This window comes from Biostraticola tofi, from assembly GCF_004343195.1.
Lineage (GTDB): Bacteria > Pseudomonadota > Gammaproteobacteria > Enterobacterales > Enterobacteriaceae > Biostraticola > Biostraticola tofi.
Genome location: NZ_SMCR01000007.1, coordinates 100,178 through 118,568 on the forward strand (window position 1 = coordinate 100,178; position 18,391 = coordinate 118,568).

Annotated in this window: 15 protein-coding genes and 1 pseudogene; 12 read left to right on the forward strand and 4 right to left on the reverse strand. The window is 54.5% G+C overall.

What is annotated here, in order from left to right:
* Nucleotides 1-107: 107 nt before the first annotated feature.
* The 6 genes from phoB (at nt 108) to proY (ending at nt 7,522) form a co-directional block, all read left to right on the forward strand.
* Nucleotides 108-797, forward strand: coding sequence for a phosphate response regulator transcription factor PhoB (gene phoB / locus EDC52_RS14465; protein ID WP_131866091.1), 690 nt, complete (start codon nt 108-110; stop codon nt 795-797).
* Nucleotides 798-821: 24 nt separating this feature from the next.
* The gene (gene phoR / locus EDC52_RS14470) at nt 822-2,159 is read left to right on the forward strand and encodes a phosphate regulon sensor histidine kinase PhoR (protein ID WP_131866093.1); all 1,338 of its coding nucleotides are present in this window, start codon (nt 822-824) and stop codon (nt 2,157-2,159) included.
* On the forward strand, nt 2,156-3,094 hold the full coding sequence (locus EDC52_RS14475; protein ID WP_131866095.1) for a PstS family phosphate ABC transporter substrate-binding protein: 939 nt from the start codon (nt 2,156-2,158) through the stop codon (nt 3,092-3,094). The genes phoR and EDC52_RS14475 overlap by 4 nt, the downstream gene beginning before the upstream one ends.
* A 205-nt stretch (nt 3,095-3,299) precedes the next feature.
* Nucleotides 3,300-4,403, forward strand: coding sequence for a cobalamin-independent methionine synthase II family protein (locus tag EDC52_RS14480; protein ID WP_131866097.1), 1,104 nt, complete (start codon nt 3,300-3,302; stop codon nt 4,401-4,403).
* 361 nt (nt 4,404-4,764) lie between these two features.
* Nucleotides 4,765-6,081, forward strand: a complete 1,317-nt coding sequence (gene brnQ, locus EDC52_RS14485) for a branched-chain amino acid transport system II carrier protein (protein ID WP_131866099.1) — start codon at nt 4,765-4,767, stop codon at nt 6,079-6,081.
* Between the two features lie 76 nt (nt 6,082-6,157).
* Complete coding sequence (proY, locus tag EDC52_RS14490) at nt 6,158-7,522, forward strand: proline-specific permease ProY (protein WP_131866101.1); 1,365 nt, start codon at nt 6,158-6,160, stop codon at nt 7,520-7,522.
* Nucleotides 7,523-7,602: 80 nt separating this feature from the next.
* On the opposite strand, the gene EDC52_RS14495 is transcribed toward proY, so the two are convergent.
* Together EDC52_RS14495 and EDC52_RS14500 are read right to left on the reverse strand one after the other, a co-directional pair.
* Nucleotides 7,603-8,205 (reverse strand): peroxiredoxin C, encoded by a 603-nt coding sequence (locus EDC52_RS14495; RefSeq protein ID WP_131866103.1) that lies wholly within the window; start codon nt 8,203-8,205, stop codon nt 7,603-7,605.
* Nucleotides 8,206-8,393: 188 nt separating this feature from the next.
* On the reverse strand, nt 8,394-8,993 hold the full coding sequence (locus EDC52_RS14500) for an acyl carrier protein phosphodiesterase (protein WP_131866105.1): 600 nt from the start codon (nt 8,991-8,993) through the stop codon (nt 8,394-8,396).
* A 105-nt stretch (nt 8,994-9,098) separates the two neighbouring features.
* On the opposite strand from EDC52_RS14500, the gene queA reads away from it, so the two are divergent.
* From queA to secF, 5 genes are all read left to right on the forward strand, one after another.
* Nucleotides 9,099-10,172 (forward strand): tRNA preQ1(34) S-adenosylmethionine ribosyltransferase-isomerase QueA, encoded by a 1,074-nt coding sequence (gene queA, locus EDC52_RS14505; protein WP_131866107.1) that lies wholly within the window; start codon nt 9,099-9,101, stop codon nt 10,170-10,172.
* A 98-nt stretch (nt 10,173-10,270) separates the two neighbouring features.
* Entirely contained in the window at nt 10,271-11,419 is a 1,149-nt protein-coding gene (gene tgt, locus EDC52_RS14510; RefSeq protein ID WP_131866308.1) for a tRNA guanosine(34) transglycosylase Tgt, read from the forward strand.
* Nucleotides 11,420-11,755, forward strand: a complete 336-nt coding sequence (gene yajC / locus EDC52_RS14515) for a preprotein translocase subunit YajC (protein WP_131866109.1) — start codon at nt 11,420-11,422, stop codon at nt 11,753-11,755. It abuts the gene before it with no gap.
* A 27-nt stretch (nt 11,756-11,782) separates the two neighbouring features.
* Nucleotides 11,783-13,630 carry a protein translocase subunit SecD gene (gene secD / locus EDC52_RS14520; RefSeq protein WP_131866111.1) on the forward strand — a complete coding sequence of 616 codons (1,848 nt, stop codon included), beginning with the start codon at nt 11,783-11,785 and terminating at the stop codon, nt 13,628-13,630.
* Between the two features lie 9 nt (nt 13,631-13,639).
* The gene (secF, locus tag EDC52_RS14525; protein WP_131866113.1) at nt 13,640-14,608 is read left to right on the forward strand and encodes a protein translocase subunit SecF; all 969 of its coding nucleotides are present in this window, start codon (nt 13,640-13,642) and stop codon (nt 14,606-14,608) included.
* 262 nt (nt 14,609-14,870) lie between these two features.
* Here secF and EDC52_RS14530 read toward each other — a convergent pair whose 3' ends face one another.
* A complete protein-coding gene (locus EDC52_RS14530; protein ID WP_131866115.1) occupies nt 14,871-15,194 on the reverse strand; it encodes a cupin domain-containing protein in 324 nt (107 codons plus the stop codon).
* Between the two features lie 12 nt (nt 15,195-15,206).
* Nucleotides 15,207-16,373, reverse strand: a complete 1,167-nt coding sequence (locus tag EDC52_RS14535) for an oligogalacturonate lyase family protein (RefSeq protein ID WP_131866117.1) — start codon at nt 16,371-16,373, stop codon at nt 15,207-15,209.
* 389 nt (nt 16,374-16,762) lie between these two features.
* Here EDC52_RS14535 and EDC52_RS14540 point away from each other — a divergent pair.
* Nucleotides 16,763-18,313 (forward strand): annotated as a pseudogene (locus EDC52_RS14540) (MFS transporter).
* Nucleotides 18,314-18,391 lie beyond the last annotated feature (78 nt).

The window sequence follows — 18,391 nt, forward strand, 5'->3', positions numbered from 1 at the left end:
AGATTATACTCATCAAGTGGATGGTGTATTTTAATAAATCTGTCATAAAAGTGACGCATAATGCCCCGGGCACGTTAACCGCAACGATTAATGGCAGGGAAATAATCATGGCAAGACGCATACTGGTCGTGGAAGATGAAGCACCTATCCGTGAAATGGTGTGTTTTGTACTGGAGCAAAATGGCTTTCATGCCATAGAGGCTGAGGATTACGGCAGTGCGGTCAATCGCATGGTCGAGCCTTATCCGGATCTGGTATTGCTTGACTGGATGCTGCCGGGAGGCTCGGGCATACAATTCATCCGGCATATGAAACGAGAGACGCTGACGCGGGATATACCGGTGATGATGCTGACCGCCCGCGGCGAAGAGGAAGATCGGGTCAAGGGGCTGGAAGTTGGCGCGGATGACTACATTACCAAGCCCTTTTCTCCCAAGGAACTTCTGGCGCGGATCAAAGCGGTGATGCGTCGGATTTCACCGATGGCGGTAGAAGATAAAATCGATATGCAGGGACTGAGCCTGGATCCTTCCTCACATCGCGTGACCTCCAACGATCAACCGCTGGATATGGGGCCGACCGAATTCAAGCTGCTGCATTTCTTTATGACCCACCCGGAACGGGTCTACAGTCGCGAGCAATTGCTCAATCACGTGTGGGGCACCAATGTCTATGTGGAAGACCGAACGGTGGATGTGCACATTCGTCGCCTGCGCAAAGCGTTGGAAAACGGTGGTCACGACCGGATGGTGCAAACCGTCCGCGGCACCGGCTATCGCTTCTCGGCCCGTTATTGAACAGCTTCAGAAGGGGAGCGGCGGGTGTTAGAACGATTATCCTGGAAAAAGCTGCTGCTTGAGCTGGCGTTGTTCTGTCTGCCGGCCATCCTGCTGTCGCTGTTTATCGGTTATCTGTCCTGGCTGCTGGTGCTGGCGCTGTTGTTGGCTCTCGTGCGCAATTACTATTATCAGCTGCGACTTTCATGGTGGCTGTGGGTTGATCTCAAGCTGACGCCGCCGGTCGGGCGGGGCAGTTGGGAGCCGCTGTTTTACGGCCTGCACCAGATGCAACTGCGCCATCGCCGCCGCCGCCGCGAGTTGGCCGCACTGTTCAAGCGCTTTCGCAGCGGTGCGGAATCCCTGCCCGATGCTCTGGTCATGCTGACCGCTGATGGTCACATCTTCTGGTGTAATGGTCTGGCGCAGCAATTACTCGGTTTCCGCTGGCCCGGAGACAATGGCCAGCACATTCTCAATCTGCTGCGCTACCCTGAATTCAATCACTATCTCCAGGCCCAGGCATTTGATCGCCCGCTAACGATGCAGATTAACAATCAGCGTTATGTAGAGTTCCGCGTGATGCCCTACACCGACGACCAACTGCTGATGGTGGTGCGCGATGTCACCCAGATGCGGCAGCTTGAAGGGGCAAGGCGCAATTTCTTCGCCAATGCCAGCCATGAACTGCGCACCCCCCTGACGGTGCTGCAGGGCTATCTCGAAATGATGAACGATGAAACCATGGACGAAACCATGCGCGGCCGTGCCGTGCAGACCATGCAGGATCAGACTCAGCGTATGGAGCGACTGGTCAAGCAGCTGCTTGCATTGTCGCGTATTGAAGCCGCACCCCAGGGGGAGGCCAGCGAACGCATCGATATGCCGCAGTTGCTGAGGCGCCTGCAGCAAAGTGTTGACGGGTTGAGCCAGGGCAAGCACGACATCATGTTTCGCATCCACGATCAATTGCAGGTGATGGGTAATGAAGACCAACTGCGCAGTGCGGTATCCAATCTTATTTATAATGCGGTTATCCATACGCCCCCGGGTACCCGCATTGAGGTGACCTGGCAGCGGACTGCCGCCGGCGCGCAATTTCAGGTCAGTGATAATGGGCCCGGTATCGCGCCTGAACATCTGCCTCGTCTGACCGAGCGCTTTTACCGGGTTGATAAGGCACGTTCGCGTCAGACCGGCGGCAGCGGGCTGGGGCTGGCGATAGTCAAACACGTTCTCAGTCATCATGACTCAAGGCTTGAGGTCACCAGCCAGCAGGCCCTGGGCACCCGCTTTAGCTTTACGCTGCCTAACCGGCTGATTGCTTCAGCCCCGTTGCCGGAAAAGGAAACGCTATCATCACAGGGTGTCAAACAGAAATGAAACCGGCAAAACGCTTTACCGCCGGTCTGCTGATGCTTGCGTTGACCGCCTTTGCGGCACCGGCTCAGCCGGTGCCGGCGCTGTCGGGCAATCTGACCAGCACCGGTTCCGATACACTGGCCAACCTGATGACCCTGTGGGCCCGGGCATTCAGTAAGCAGTATCCTGAGGTCAGCGTTCAGATCCAGGCAGCCGGTTCAGTCACGGCCGCAACGGCTCTGGCTACCGGCACTGCCCAACTTGGCGCCATGAGCAGGCCAATGACCCCCGCCGAAACCCAGGCTTTTATCGGGCATTATGGTTATCCGCCGCTGGCGGTGCCGGTCGCGCTGGATGCGTTGGTGATCGTTGTCAATCAGGCCAATCCGCTGACGTCCATCACTCTGGACCAATTGGATGCCGTGTACTCTATTACCCGGGCCTGCGGGCAGGGGGCCGCGATAAAAAACTGGGGCGATCTTGGTCTGCAGGGCGAATGGGCTAAGCGGCATCTGGTCCGGTACGGGCGTAATTCGGCATCGGGCACCTACGGCTTTTTTCGCCAGCACGCGCTGTGCGGCGGCGATATGCTGCCTGTCGTGAATGAATTGCCTGGTTCAGCATCGGTCGCGCAGTCGGTCGGCGCGCTTATCAATGCCATCGGCTATGCCAGCATGGGCTTTCATCAGAGCGGCATCAAAACCCTGACGCTCACCGACCGTCAGGGGAATGCATTCCGCCCTGAAGATGCCGGCAGCGGCGAAGGGCGATATCCTTTCGCCCGTTTCCTTTACCTGTATATCAATAAACCCCCGGGCAAACCCTTGGAACCGATAACCGCCGCCTTTCTCAATGAGGTCTTGTCCGCTAAGGGTCAGCAAACGGTACACGACAGCGGCTATTTACCGCTACCCGAAAGAGTGAGGACGCAGACCCGGCTTACTCTGGAACTGTAGTGACTGCTCACAGGGGCTGGAGGCAGCAAAGTGAAAATAATTCAACTTACATGAATTTTCTTCGTTTGCCGCAGGAGGGCGCCCATGCCAGTATGAATAAAGACATATGGACGTCTAGATGTCCATGGGTAACGTGCTGAAACTATTTAGTTCCGAAACTATTCATATTCATGGCATCCTGTGGGTGCCTGCCCCGGAGTTATCAATGCAAAGAAATCTTCCTCCCTTCCGCGCCGATGTCGTCGGAAGCTACCTGCGTCCCACTGCCATCAAAAAAGCCCGTTTACAGTTTCAAAATGGTGAAATTGATGCCAGCGCGCTCAAAGCCGTTGAGGACCAGGAAATCAAGCAAGTGGTAGATAAGCAGCGTCAGGCTGGTTTGCAAGTGGTCACTGATGGAGAATTCCGCCGCTCGTGGTGGCATTTTGATTTCTTTGAAGGTCTGGACGGCGTTGAAGGTTATGAACCTGAGCAGGGCATTCAATTCACCGGGGTACAGACCAAGGCGCGCAGCATCAAAGTTACGGGAAAAATAGGCTTCAGCCAGCATCCGATGCTGGACCACTTTCGTTATCTGAAAAGCGTCGCCGGCGATGCGGTGGCCAAAATGACTATCCCCAGTCCCAGCGTGATGCATTTCCGCGGCGGACGAAAAGCCATCAGCACTGAGGTTTATCCGGACTTGGCGGCCTATTTCGATGATCTGGCAATTGCTTATCAGCAGGCCATACGCGCTTTTTATCAGGCAGGCTGCCGTTATCTGCAGTTGGATGACACGGTCTGGGCCTATCTGTGTTCCGAAGATCAGAAAAGGCAAATCCGCGAGCGCGGTGATAATCCGGATACCCTGGCGCAAACCTACGCCGATGTACTGAACAAGGCGTTGGAAGGCAAACCTGATGACCTGGTAGTGGGGCTGCATGTGTGTCGCGGCAACTTCCGCTCAACCTGGATTTCCGAAGGCGGCTACGAACCGGTAGCGCCTATTTTGTTCGGCCAGGTCAAGGTCGATGCTTTTTTCCTGGAATATGATACTGAGCGCGCCGGCGGTTTTGAACCGTTGCGCTTTATCAAGCCCGGCCATCAACAGGCGGTGATCGGCCTGATAACCTCCAAAATCGGGACACTTGAACAACCCGAAGCGGTGCTGGAACGTATTAAAGAGGCCAGCCAGTATATCAGCCTGGATCAGCTGTGCCTCAGCCCGCAGTGCGGCTTCGCTTCCACAGAGGAAGGCAACACGCTCACTGAAGCCCAGCAGTGGGACAAACTGAGACTGGTGGTCGACATTTCACGCCGCGCCTGGTGAATGATACCCGGGGCGCTGGCCCCGGTTTATCACATTGGGTTATCAAAAAAATAACAGTCTATTCAAACATCATGTAGCGCTAATTTCCTTGAGGCCAGCCACATAAACTGCTTCGTCAATTCTTTTCAGCTTATCCTACTGGTTTTATCGTGCGCACTTGCCTTTCTGCGCTATAAACATTTAAATTATCGCCCATTATAGGCGCACCGTCAGATGCCGTTTCGGTGCGTACAAGTGCCTTCCAGGCCGTATCATCGTCAAATCCGTCCGAATACGCCATGAGCTTTCCGGCACAATCAGACGATTGGTCATAACTTTTACTTATTATTAATCTGCTAAGATACAGGCTGTACCACAATCTATGACTCGACGCTTATCCTCTAAAGATATCCTCGCCCTGGGTTTTATGACCTTTGCCCTGTTTGTCGGCGCCGGTAATATCATTTTTCCACCGATGGTTGGACTGCAATCCGGCGAACATGTCTGGTGGGCTGCCGCAGGCTTTTTGATAACGGCAGTCGGTCTACCGGTGGTCACGGTGATAGCGTTGGCCCGGGTTGGCGGCGGCATTGACGCGCTGAGCTACCCGATTGGCCGTAAAGCGGGTCTGGTGCTGGCGGTAGTGTGTTATCTGGCGGTAGGACCGCTGTTCGCCACCCCCCGCACCGCAACAGTCTCGTTTGAGGTGGGTATCGCCACGCTGACCGGCAATAGCGATGTTGCGCTGTTTGTCTATAGCCTGGTTTATTTTGCTCTGGTGATAGGTATTTCGCTGTATCCAGGACGGTTGCTGGACACGGTCGGCCATATCCTGGCGCCGATCAAAATGCTATCCCTGGCGCTGCTCGGCATTGCCGCGCTATTATGGCCAGCTGGCAATACCATCCCGATTACCGAAGCCTATGAAAATATGCCTTTTTCGACCGGCTTCGTAAATGGCTATCTGACAATGGATACGCTGGGGGCGATGGTATTCGGCATCGTCATCGTCAATGCCGCCCGCTCCCGGGGAGTGGAAAATGCCCGGCTGCTGACGCGTTACACTATTTTTGCCGGCCTGATGGCCGGTATCGGTCTGACGCTGATTTATATCATGCTGTTCAAACTGGGCTCAGGCAGCGGTGTACTGGTTCCGGATGCGCACAACGGCGCTGAAGTGCTCCATGCGTATGTGCAGCATACCTTCGGCGGCGCCGGCAGCAGCTTCCTGGCATTGTTGATTTTTATCGCCTGTATGGTCACCGCGGTCGGCCTGACCTGTGCCTGCGCCGAGTTTTTCAGCCTGCATACCCGGCTTTCCTATCGTTCGCTGGTGTTTATGCTGGGCCTGTTCTCGATGGTGGTATCCAATCTGGGGCTGAGCCACCTTATCCAGATTTCAGTGCCGGTCATGACCGCGATTTACCCGCCCTGTATCGTGCTTATCCTGCTGAGTTTCACGTTGCGGATGTGGAATAATATCACTCGCATGGTCGCGCCGGCGATGCTGGTCAGCCTGTTATTCGGTATGGTCGACGGCATTAAGGCTTCCGCCTTCAGTGCCATACTGCCGCAATGGGTAGGTAATCTGCCGCTTTCCTCTCAGGGACTTGCCTGGTTGCCTCCGAGCCTGGCAATGGTGATAATAATGGCGGTGTACGATAAGTGCCTCGCCAGGCAACGCGCTACGGCACACTAGCAGGCGTTCACGGCTGTAAACGAACCACGGCATCGCTGCTGTGGTTTTTTCTTTTGGTAATCAGAGTAATACGGACATGGAATCTTCTACTGCCGCTCCTTCGCTGAAACGTGGACTCTCCACGCGGCATATCCGCTTTATGGCCCTGGGGTCAGCAATCGGCACCGGCCTTTTTTATGGTTCGGCGGATGCCATCAAAATGGCCGGACCGAGCGTACTGCTGGCCTACATGATAGGCGGTCTGGCGGCATACATTATTATGCGCGCCCTGGGAGAGATGTCTGTCCATCATCCGGATGCCGGCTCTTTCTCCCGCTATGCCCAGGATAATCTCGGGCCGCTGGCCGGTTACCTTACTGGCTGGACCTATTGCTTTGAAATCCTTATCGTCGCCATCGCCGACGTCACCGCGTTCGGTATTTATATGGGCGTCTGGTTTCCAGAAGTGCCCCATTGGGTATGGGTATTAAGCGTGGTGCTTATCATCGGCGCGGTTAACTTGATGAGCGTCAAGACCTTTGGCGAGCTGGAATTCTGGTTTTCATTTTTCAAAGTCGCCACCATCATTGTGATGATTATTGCCGGGCTGGGGATTATCGTCTGGGGGATCGGTAATGGCGGACAGCCGACCGGCATCCACAACCTGTGGACCAACGGCGGTTTTTTCAGTAACGGTGTCTGGGGAATGATCCTGTCATTGCAGATGGTCATGTTCGCCTATGGCGGAATTGAAATTATCGGTATTACCGCCGGCGAGGCCAAAGACCCGCAGAAGTCCATCCCTCAAGCGATAAACTCGGTACCCTGGCGCATTCTGCTGTTTTATGTGGGTACACTGTTCGTCATTATGTCGATCTACCCCTGGGATCAGGTTGGCACCGGCGGCAGCCCGTTTGTGCTGACCTTTCAGAACCTGGGCATCCATACCGCCGCCGGCATATTGAATTTCGTGGTGCTGACCGCTTCATTGTCAGCCATCAACAGCGATGTATTCGGCGTCGGCCGTATGCTGCACGGTATGGCGGGGCAAGGACATGCGCCGCGGATCTTTGCCCGGGTGTCCCGGCGCGGCATCCCCTGGGTGACGATACTGGTAATGATGCTGGCGATGCTGGTGGCGGTTTTCCTCAATTACATCATGCCGGAAAATGTATTCCTGATGATTGCCTCCCTGGCGACTTTTGCCACGGTATGGGTATGGATCATGATCCTGTGCTCGCAAATAGGCTTTCGGCGCAGGCTGGGGCCGGAGCAGGTCAAGGCGCTCAAGTTCCGATTGCCTGGCGGCGCGGCGACCTCTATGGCGGGTATTGTATTCCTGCTATTCATCATCGGTCTTATCGGTTACTTCCCGGCAACGCGGATATCACTGTATGTCGGTGGCTTGTGGCTGTTGGCGCTGCTGTTGGGTTATCAATGGCTTAACTATCGCAACCGCTGATAGCGAATGCCCTTCCTGGCGGACGGGCAAAAAAAAACCAGTCAGGGTTGACTGGTTTTAGCAGAAACGGTTTGACGCTGTTACAGCTTGGCGGCGTTCTCAGACAGGTATTTAGCCACACCTTCCGGAGACGCGCCCATGCCTTCCTGGCCTTTTTCCCATTGGGCCGGACACACTTCACCGTGCTCTTCATGGAACTGCAGGGCATCGACCATCCGCATCATTTCATCAATGTTGCGACCCAGCGGCAGATCGTTCACCACCTGATGGCGAACCACGCCCTGCTTGTCGATAAGGAATGAACCGCGCAACGCAACGCCGGCATCGGGATGTTCAATACCGTAGGCTTTGATGATTTCGCGTTTGATATCCGCCACCATCGGGTACTGGACTTCACCGATGCCGCCTTCGGCGATAGGGGTTTTACGCCAGGCATTGTGGACAAATTCAGAGTCGAAGGAAACGCCGATAATCTCAACGCCGCGGTTACGGAATTCAGCATAGCGCTTATCGAAAGCGATGAGCTCGGACGGGCAGACAAAGGTAAAGTCCATCGGCCAGAAGAAAATAACGGCGGCTTTACCCTGGATATGCTTTTTCAGGTTGAAGTTTTCGACGATTTCGCCGCTGCCTAGAACGGCAGCTGCTGTAAAATCAGGCGCTTGACGCGTTACCAATACCATATTTACTCCTGTAAATAGCGGTTATAAAAGCAGTAATCAAACTAATCCAGCCAAGTATAGGACTTTGCCGACGGCGAATAAAGAGCAGGGCGTCAATCATTGACAGCTTACGGCCGGGGAGCTTACCCATGCCGCATGAGCAGCGGCAAGTGGTCCGACCCGGTCTGGCCGTCACCGGGCAGAGTGCTTTAACCGGCGGCAATATCGAGGCCGAAGCGGTTCCTGGCTTCGTTCATCATCGACGGGTATAGCCTAAAGAAACAGTGTTCAAGCTGCTGATAATGCGCTTCGATCTCCGGAAAAATACCGCTTAGCGCGTGCAGCCTTGGCCGGCGGGCAGCCATGCCGTCCAACACCCGGCTCAGGAAATGGCGCTCGGCATAACGCTCCATCCAGCGATCACGCCACAGCAGCCTATTCAGATCCTGGAAGGGTTCCGGCGTGGCAGGCAATTGAGGAGTGATAACCTGCTCCGCCTGGCGGAGAAAGGTCTGCAGCTCAACCTCCGGCACCATCTGGCTCCAGTGGCGCGAGAGAAAATGGTCCCACAGCACATCCAGGGCAATCGGCGCCACCCGGCGGTAATCGGCGCTGAAAAACTGACGGGCTGCCCTGACCTCGGGGTGGCTGTCGGTGACTGCGTCTACACGGCGGTGCAGGCGAATGCCCGCCACCACTTCTCGGGAGTATTGGCCATCGGGGTTGCCGCGGACATAGTCCGCCATCAGATTGCCCAGCAGCGAGCTGCCGGCAAGGGTGGCGAGGTGAAGATGTGCGAGAAAATTCATATTGCCAGTATAGGGTAAAAGTGCCCCGCGTCTGCTTATTTCTTGCAGCGAAGCACACATAGCCCTAGACTAAGCCGCCTGTTTTTTTATGTTAAGTGAACCGTGATGCGCGTTGCCGATTTCTCCTTTGATCTGCCCGAAGAACTGATTGCCCATTATCCCCAGCCGGAGCGGAGCGCTTGCCGCCTGCTGTCCCTGGACGGCCCGTCAGGAGAAATCAGCCATAATGTATTTACCGATTTACTGGACAAACTGGCGCCGGGGGACCTGCTGGTATTCAATAACACGCGGGTCATACCGGCCAGGCTATTCGGCCGCAAAGTCAGCGGCGGGAAAATAGAAGTGCTGGTGGAGAGGGTGCTGGACAGCCATCGCGTCCTGGCCCACGTCAGGGCATCAAAAGCACCAAAAGCCGGTGCCGAGCTGCTGCTGGGCGACAGGGAGGATATCAGCGCTACGATGCTGGCGCGCCACGATGCGCTGTTTGAACTGCGTATCAATGACGAGCGGGATGTCCTGACGGTGCTGAATGATGTCGGCCATATCCCGCTGCCGCCCTATATCGATCGGCCTGATGAAGCCTCGGATCGCGAGCTCTACCAGACGGTGTACAGCGAGCGTCCCGGTGCGGTGGCCGCGCCTACCGCCGGCCTGCACTTTGACCAGCCGCTGCTTGATGCGCTGCGGGCCAAAGGCGTCGAAATGGCCTTTGTGACCCTGCACGTCGGCGCCGGCACTTTCCAGCCGGTGCGGGTCGACGCTATCGAAGACCATGTGATGCATGCCGAATATGCCGAAGTACCGGCCCAGGTCACCCAGGCGGTACTGGCCTGCAAACAGCGTGGCAACCGCGTAATCGCGGTCGGCACCACCTCGGTGCGTTCGCTGGAAAGCGCCGCTCAGGCGGCGACCGACAGCCTTATCGCGCCTTTTTTCGGCGATACCAGTATCTTTATCTACCCGGGATACCGTTTTCGCATCATCGACGCGCTGGTGACTAATTTCCATTTGCCCGAGTCAACGCTGATTATGCTGGTCTCGGCATTTGCCGGTTATCATCACACCATGAAGGCTTATCAAACCGCAGTCGCTGAACAATACCGATTTTTCAGTTATGGTGATGCCATGTTCATTACCCGTAACAATCAAGCTGATAAAGACCGCATCGGCGATGCCTGAAGGCTAGATACGGGCGGTCTTTGTTAGAATAATGGCCCTGCGCGAAGGTGCAGGGTGCTGGCAGCATCGGACTGTTTCTCCGGTGCCGGAGGATGAAGTTGAAATACGAATTACTGAACACCGATGGCCGGGCGCGCCGTGGCCGCCTGGTTTTTGATCGTGGCGTGGTGGAAACGCCGGCATTCATGCCGGTCGGTACCTACGGCACCGTCAAGGGCATGACTCCAGAAGAAGTGAAAGACACCGGAGCGCAGATCATTCTGGGCAATACCTTTCACCTCTGGCTGCGTCCAGGCCAGGAAATCATGAAACTGCACGGCGATCTGCATGATTTCATGCAGTGGCATGGCCCGATCCTGACGGACTCGGGCGGCTTCCAGGTGTTCAGCCTGGGCGACATCCGCAAAATCAAGGAAGAGGGCGTCCATTTCCGTAATCCGATTAACGGTGATTCGATTTTCCTTAGCCCGGAAAAGTCGATGGAAATCCAGTATGACCTGGGTTCCGATATCGTTATGATTTTTGATGAGTGCACGCCGTATCCAGCTGACTGGGATTACGCCAAGCGCTCAATGGAAATGTCATTACGCTGGGCGGCACGCAGCCGTCAGCGTTTTGATGAACTCGGTAATAAAAATGCCCTGTTTGGTATTATACAAGGGGGTGTTTACGAAGATTTACGAGATGTATCAGTAAAAAGACTGGTAGAGATCGGCTTTGATGGTTACGCTGTTGGCGGCCTGGCTGTGGGAGAACCCAAAGAGGACATGCACCGGATCCTGGAACATGTCTGCCCGCAGATACCGGCCGATAAGCCGCGTTACCTGATGGGCGTCGGCAAGCCTGAAGATTTGGTTGAAGGGGTGCGCCGCGGTATCGATATGTTCGACTGTGTCATGCCGACGCGAAACGCGCGCAATGGTCATCTGTTTGTCACCGACGGCGTGGTTAAAATCCGCAATGCCCGTTACAAGGATGACACATCGACGCTTGATGATCAGTGTGATTGTTACACCTGTCGCAATTATAGCCGCGCTTACTTGCATCATCTCGACCGTTGCAACGAAATACTCGGTGCCCGTCTTAATACCATCCACAACTTGCGATATTACCAGCGTCTGATGGCTGGTTTACGCCAGGCTATAGATGAGGGTAAATTAGAGCACTTTGTTGAAGAATTTTATGGTCGGATCGGTAAACCGATCCCGCCTTTAGCCGTTGAGTTTACTAACAATGAGGGAATTTAAATGAGCTTTTTCATTTCTGATGCCGCAGCAGCAGCTGGTTCGTCGGCCCAGGGAAGCAACCCGTACTCTCTGGTGATTATGCTGGTGGTGTTTGGTCTGATTTTTTACTTCATGATCCTGCGTCCGCAGCAGAAACGCAGTAAAGAACATAAAAAACTGATGGACTCCATTGGCAAGGGCGATGAAGTCCTGACCACTGGCGGCCTGGTCGGTCGCGTGACTAAAGTTGCCGATACCGGCTACATTGCCATCGCCTTGAACGACACCAATGAAGTTATCATCAAGCGTGATTTTGTGGCCGCTGTTCTGCCGAAAGGTACGATGAAAGCGCTGTAATTGTCGATTTTCCCGAAGGGAACTGCCGTGTTAAACCGTTATCCTTTATGGAAGTACATCATGCTTATCCTGGCAATTCTCGTCGGGCTGCTGTATGCGCTTCCAAACCTTTATGGTGAGGATCCGGCCGTACAAGTCACTGGCGCGCGGGGTGCCGCCGCCAGTGAAACGACGCTGGTCCAGATCCAAAATGTGCTGAAAGAACAGAATATTGCCAGCAAATCACTGGTGCTGGAAAACGGTGCCATCATGGCCCGGTTCGGCAACCCGGATGTGCAGATCCGCGCCCGTGAAGCGCTGGTGGCTGCTTTGGGCGAAAACTATGTCGTTGCTCTCAACCTGGCGCCGGCGACGCCGCGCTGGCTGGCGATGCTGGGCGCCGAACCGATGAAACTGGGCCTGGATCTGCGGGGCGGGGTGCACTTCCTGATGGAAGTGGACATGGATACCGCCCTTGGGAAACTGCAGGAACAGACCATGGATACCCTGCGCACCGACTTGCGCGATAAAGGGATCCCTTACGCCACCGTGCGCAAGATTGACAACTACGGCAGTGAAGTGCGCTTCCGTGATGCCGATACCCGCAACCAGGCGGTCAGTTACCTGGCGCCGCGCCACCGTGATCTGGTCATCAACAGCGGCAGCGACAATACGCTGAGCGCGGTGATGGCGGATGAACGCCTGCGCGAGGCGCGCGAATATGCGGTGCAGCAGAACATCAATATCCTGCGCAACCGCGTCAACCAGCTCGGCGTGGCTGAACCGCTGGTGCAGCGCCAGGGCGCAGATCGCATTGTGGTTGAACTGCCGGGCATTCAGGACACTGCTCGCGCCAAGGAGATCCTCGGCGCAACCGCCACCCTGGAGTTCCGTCTGGTGAACAGCACGGTAGACGATACCGCTGCCGCCAACGGCCGGGTGCCGGGCGACTCCGAAGTCAAACCCACCCGCGACGGTCGTCCGGTGGTGCTCTACAAGCGCGTGATCCTGACCGGTGACCATATTACCGACTCAACCTCCAGCGCCGACGAGTACAACCGCCCTCAGGTTAATATTTCCCTGGACAGCACCGGCGGTACCACCATGTCCAATTTTACCCGCGACAGCATTGGCAAATTGATGGCTACGCTGTTCGTCGAGTATAAGGACAGCGGTAAAAAAGATGCCAATGGTCGATCTGTGCTGGTCAAGCAGGAAGAAGTGATAAACGTTGCCACCATCCAGTCAAGATTGGGCAACAGCTTTCGCATAACCGGTATCGACAACCCTAATGAAGCGCGCCAGCTCTCACTGCTGCTGCGGGCGGGTGCCTTGATTGCGCCGATCCAGATTGTCGAAGAGCGCACCATCGGTCCGACCCTGGGCATGCAGAACATCACCCAGGGGCTTGAAGCCTGTCTTTGGGGCCTGGTGGCGTCCATCGTGTTCATGGTGGTCTACTACCGTAAATTCGGCATGATCGCGACCACCGCGTTGGTGGCGAACCTGGTGCTGATTGTCGGTATCATGTCCCTGCTGCCGGGGGCGACGCTGACCATGCCGGGTATTGCCGGTATCGTGCTGACGCTGGCGATAGCGGTAGATGCTAATGTGCTTATCAACGAACGTATCAAGGAAGAACTTAAAAACGGGCGGACGATACAGCAGTCTATTCATGAGGGATATCGCGGCGCGTTCTCCAGTATCGTTGATGCCAACGTCACCACGCTGATTACCGCCATCATCCTTTATGCGGTCGGCACCGGCTCTATCAAGGGCTTTGCCATTACTACCGCCATCGGGGTTGCCACCTCAATGTTTACGGCAATTGTCGGCACGCGTGCCATCGTTAACCTGCTTTACGGCGGTAAACGCATCGATAAGCTGTCTATCTAGGAGTGTGCTGTGGCTCAGCAACATAGTGTTGAAGATTTGAACTACGGCCGTAAAGTCTATGACTTTATGCGCTGGGATAATGTCGCATTCACCATTTCTTTGGTGCTGCTTATCGCCTCCATCGCGGTAATGTCGGTGCGCGGCTTTAACTGGGGACTCGATTTCACCGGCGGTACGGTGATTGAACTGAACCTGGAAAAGCCCGCTGAAATAGATGTCATGCGCGGCGCGCTGGAGAAGGCCGGTTTTCAGGACCCGCTTATTCAGAATTTCGGCAGCAGCCGTGACGTCATGGTCAGGATGCCGCCGGTGCAGGACGGTGCAGGGCAGGAACTGGGCAACAAGGTGCTCAGTATCATCAATCAGGAAACCGGGCAGCAGGCGACGGTCAAGCGGATCGAGTTTGTCGGGCCGAGCGTCGGCAGCGATCTGGCCCAGGCCGGCGGCATGGCGCTGCTGGTGGCGTTAATCTGTATCCTTATCTACGTCGGTTTCCGCTTTGAGTGGCGTCTGGCGATGGGGGCGGTGCTGTCCCTGGCTCATGACGTGGTGATCACCATGGGGATTCTGTCGCTGTTCCATATTGAGATCGACCTGACCATCGTCGCCTCGCTGATGTCGGTAATCGGTTACTCACTTAACGACAGTATAGTGGTGTCGGACCGTATTCGTGAGAATTTCCGCAAGATACGCCGCGGGACCTCCTACGAAATCATCAACGTGTCGCTGACCCAGACCCTGAGTCGCACCATCATGACCTCTGCTACCACCCTGATGGTGGTGCTGATGCTCTATATCTTCGGCGGCGCTATCCTGGAAGGCTTCTCGCTGACCATGCTTATCGGGGTGTCAATCGGTACTGTGTCGTCTATCTACGTTGCATCGGCGCTGGCGCTGAAAATGGGCGTCAAACGCGAACATATGATTCAGCAGAAAGTCGAGAAAGAGGGGGCAGATCAGCCATCGCTGCTGCCCTGATTGGCCGGTGAGGATGCCGCACTCTGGCATCCTCATACCAACGACCTTCTGGCCGTTGGTTGGATGCGTTCACAAAAGGAGTAAACCTGGTTTACTCTTTTTTTTCGCCTGGTGAAACCCGCTGGGGGACTAGGCCGGTAAGCGCGGGCCATTCAATGATTGCGGCAGCTTAAGATTGTCAATGCAGTTATTCCCGCGGCTGGAAATGACACCGGCGGCTCAGGGCCGCCGGTGCGTCAGCGTTAATGCGCGTGGAGGGTACTTAGCTCAAAAAGTCTTCGCGCTGCGGGGTGAACGTATCCAGCAGAACGCCCGCTTCCAGGCAGACGCAGCCATGAACGATATTTGGCGCTTTATACAGCGTATCTCCTTCGCTCACTACTTGGGTAATGCCGTCGATGGTAAATTCGAATTTACCTGACAGTACATAGGTCAGCTGCTCGTGCTGATGATGGTGAAGCGGACCGACAGCACCGGTTGCAAACGTCACTTTCACCGCCATCATAGTGCCGCCGTGGGCCAGTATACGCCGGCTGACCCCTTCGCCCAGATCCTGTTCAATCGTATCTTTATAGTAAATAAACATCTTGAATCCTCGTTAATTGAAAAGTTGTGGCCCAATGTTCACCAGATAGAGCGCCGGTTTGCCATCACAGTCAGAGGTATAGAGTACCTGTTTGTTATCCGGGCTGAACGACGGATGGGGATGGGTCACCTGGCGATCGCCGTTAAGCACTTTCCACGAGCTGTTGTGGGCGGATAAGCGGGCATGGCGGCGGGTCGCTACGTCAAAGATATAGAGCCAGGGATCATTCTGAATACGGTAACCGCCGCTGTCAGAGACATCAACCGGCGCATCAGCGCCGTCGCCGACCAGCAGTGTCCCGTCTTCATTGCTCATCAAGTGGGAGCAAGCCGGCATCAGCATCAGTTCCTCATTGACGCCGGTATCAGGATTAAAGCGGCAGATGCGGCGGTCCTGTTCCCCTTTCAGATAAGAAACATAGATCATCGCCTGCCCGTTCGGTACCCAGAACTCATGGGTGCAGCTCTCGCCTTCGGCGTGCTCTTTGACCTTACGCATCTGGCTGCCATCTTGATTGATAAGCCACATCCGCGCATCGACCAGGTCATGGGGGCCTTCATGGCAGAAGGCAACGGTGTTGTCATCGTGGGGCCGATAAATCGGATGTCCAAGCCATTCATTGGCGTCCAGGATAACCGTGGCCTCACCGGTAGCCAGGTCGACGCGCAGTAATCGGCAGTGTGGCTGGCGAGTATAGAAATCCCGGAATACTTTCCAGTCGGTAAGCGGTGTCCAGTCGGCTTTAGCGATCTCGATGCCCACCATCGAGGTGCAATCGCTGTTGGCCACCCAGGTACCATAACCCACCCATGCGTCCGGAACCTGATAGACGGTGGTTTCGGCGAGATCGCTCAAGCTGACCTTTTGCAGGAAACGTTCATTTTTCACGTAATAAAGATACTGATCATCCGGTGATAAAAAACCACCAAAGGTATTGTCACCTTCGCCTTCGGTCAGCTGTAGCGCTTGCTGCTGGCGCAGATCAAGCAAGTAGTAGTTACGACGCCCCTCAAATTCGGCGCCGAAAATCAGTTTGCTGCCATCTTGGGTAAAGCATTTCTGATAAAAATAATTGCGATGGCAGATGACCTCGGGGGGCGTCAAGCGAGTGACCGTGGCCCCGGTATCCGGATCCTGAAAAACATGAAAATCGAGTGGTATGACTTTTCCTTTTGGCATGGCTTACCTCATAACTCCTGTGACAGCCCGATAACCCTGCGGGCGCAAAATTAAGACAACAATTATTTTATGAAACATTGTTTCAATTATTGAGGGGATAATAACGAATCAGGGTAAAACCTACAGCTATAGGCACGATAAATGTATTGCTGATCACAAAATACTTTAGGCCCTGAGCAATGCATTCCTGCTTAGCCCTCGGGCTGTAGATAACCCCAGTTGTTAGATCGCCGGTGGTCAGTTTAATTTTGTTACACATGTCTCATTTGTGAAATTAATCACCTTTTGAATAACCTGATGTGATTTCAATCACACTAAATTACCGATCCAAACCGTATAAAACCGAAATTCCTATAATTTTAAAACATTGGTTTATTTTTCATATGGAGATGACGGTGAAAGAAAGAAATGTGTCATTCGGGCATTTATTGGCCTACGGTGGGGGGAATTTACTCGGCAGTGGGGCGCTGGCAATCAGCGGAGCCTGGCTACTCTACTTCTACACAACATTTTGCGGACTGACGCTCATCCAGGCATCCGCCATCTTTTCAATCGCCAGCATCATTGATGCAATCAGTAACCCAGTAATGGGCTACCTGACGGATAATTTCAGCAACACTCGGCTGGGTAAAAAATTCGGCCGCCGCAGGTTCTTTATTTTACTGGGGATCCCGCTGATGATGTTCTACCCACTGCTGTGGGTGGATGGCTTCGGCTTCTGGTACTACCTGGCGACCTATGTCATATTCGAGCTGATTTATACTTCGGTAATGGTGCCTTATGAAACGCTGGCTACCGAAATGACCAGCGATTTCTCCATACGCTCTAAAATGACCGGCTACAAAGCGATCTTCGGCAAGTTAGCTAATTTCCTGGCGGCGTTTATTCCGGGCCAGTTCATCCTTATTTATGGTAAAGATTCCGCCCAACCCTTCTTTTATACCGGCCTGACTTATGGTGTTATTTTATTTATTGCGGTAGCGGCGCTGTATTTTACCAGTTGGGAACGCAAATCCGAGGCTGAAAAACAGGTCAGGCTGAAGGCAAATTCCCTGGCCACCAGTCTGCTTACCATGAGCCGGGATATGAAGTCCACCTTCCATTTACGGGTATTCCGCAAACACCTCGGCATGTACTTGTTCGGCTTTGGCGCCGAATGGCTTTTTGCGTCGATCTTTACTTATTTCGTTATTTTCGTTATGCAGTTCAACCCGGCCATGGTTGCCGGTCTCAACAGCTTAAACTCGATATTGCAGCTGTGCTCTACAGCGCTGTTTATTGCTTTTTGCGTCAAGCATGGATTCAGCAAGCCATACAGTCTGGCGCTGGGCATCGTTATCTTTTCGGTGCTGCTCTATACCATGCTCTACTTCTTACACCTGCCAGCACAGTGGGTCACCGTGGCGATGATATCGATTACCGTGATCTTTGGTATTGGCACCGGCGGCGTGTATTACATCCCCTGGACGGTATATACCTTCCTGGCCGATGTGGATGAAGTTTTCACTGGCCGTCGCCGGGAAGGGATTTACGCCGGCGCCATGACGTTCTCGGGCAAAATTACCCGCTCGATCATTGTTTTCCTGATGGGATCAATCCTCAGTTATTACGGATTCCAGTCCAAATCCTAGGTCCAGCCAGAAAGCGCGGTCAACGCGATAGCCATTGTGTTTGCTGCCGGCGTAATTATTCTCGCCCTGACGGCCATAGTTTTCAGTTCACAGATGAAGCTGAATCGCAAAACGCACAGGGTGGTGCTGGCTGAAGTGGCCCGGATCAAAGCCGGCGGCAAGGTCAGTGACATTGAGCCCCAGGCAAGGGCGGTGATTGAGGATCTGGTGGGTTACCCTTATGAACAGTGTTGGGGAAATAATAAAGCCTGCCAAAAAATGCTGGGGGCGAATCCTCTCGAGGCGTATCAGGTCAAGGAAGCCCACTGATGGCGGCGGGCCAACACTGCGCTGGTAGCTATTTTATCAACCTTCCCCCGCTACGGTACAGGTAGCGGGTTTACAGCG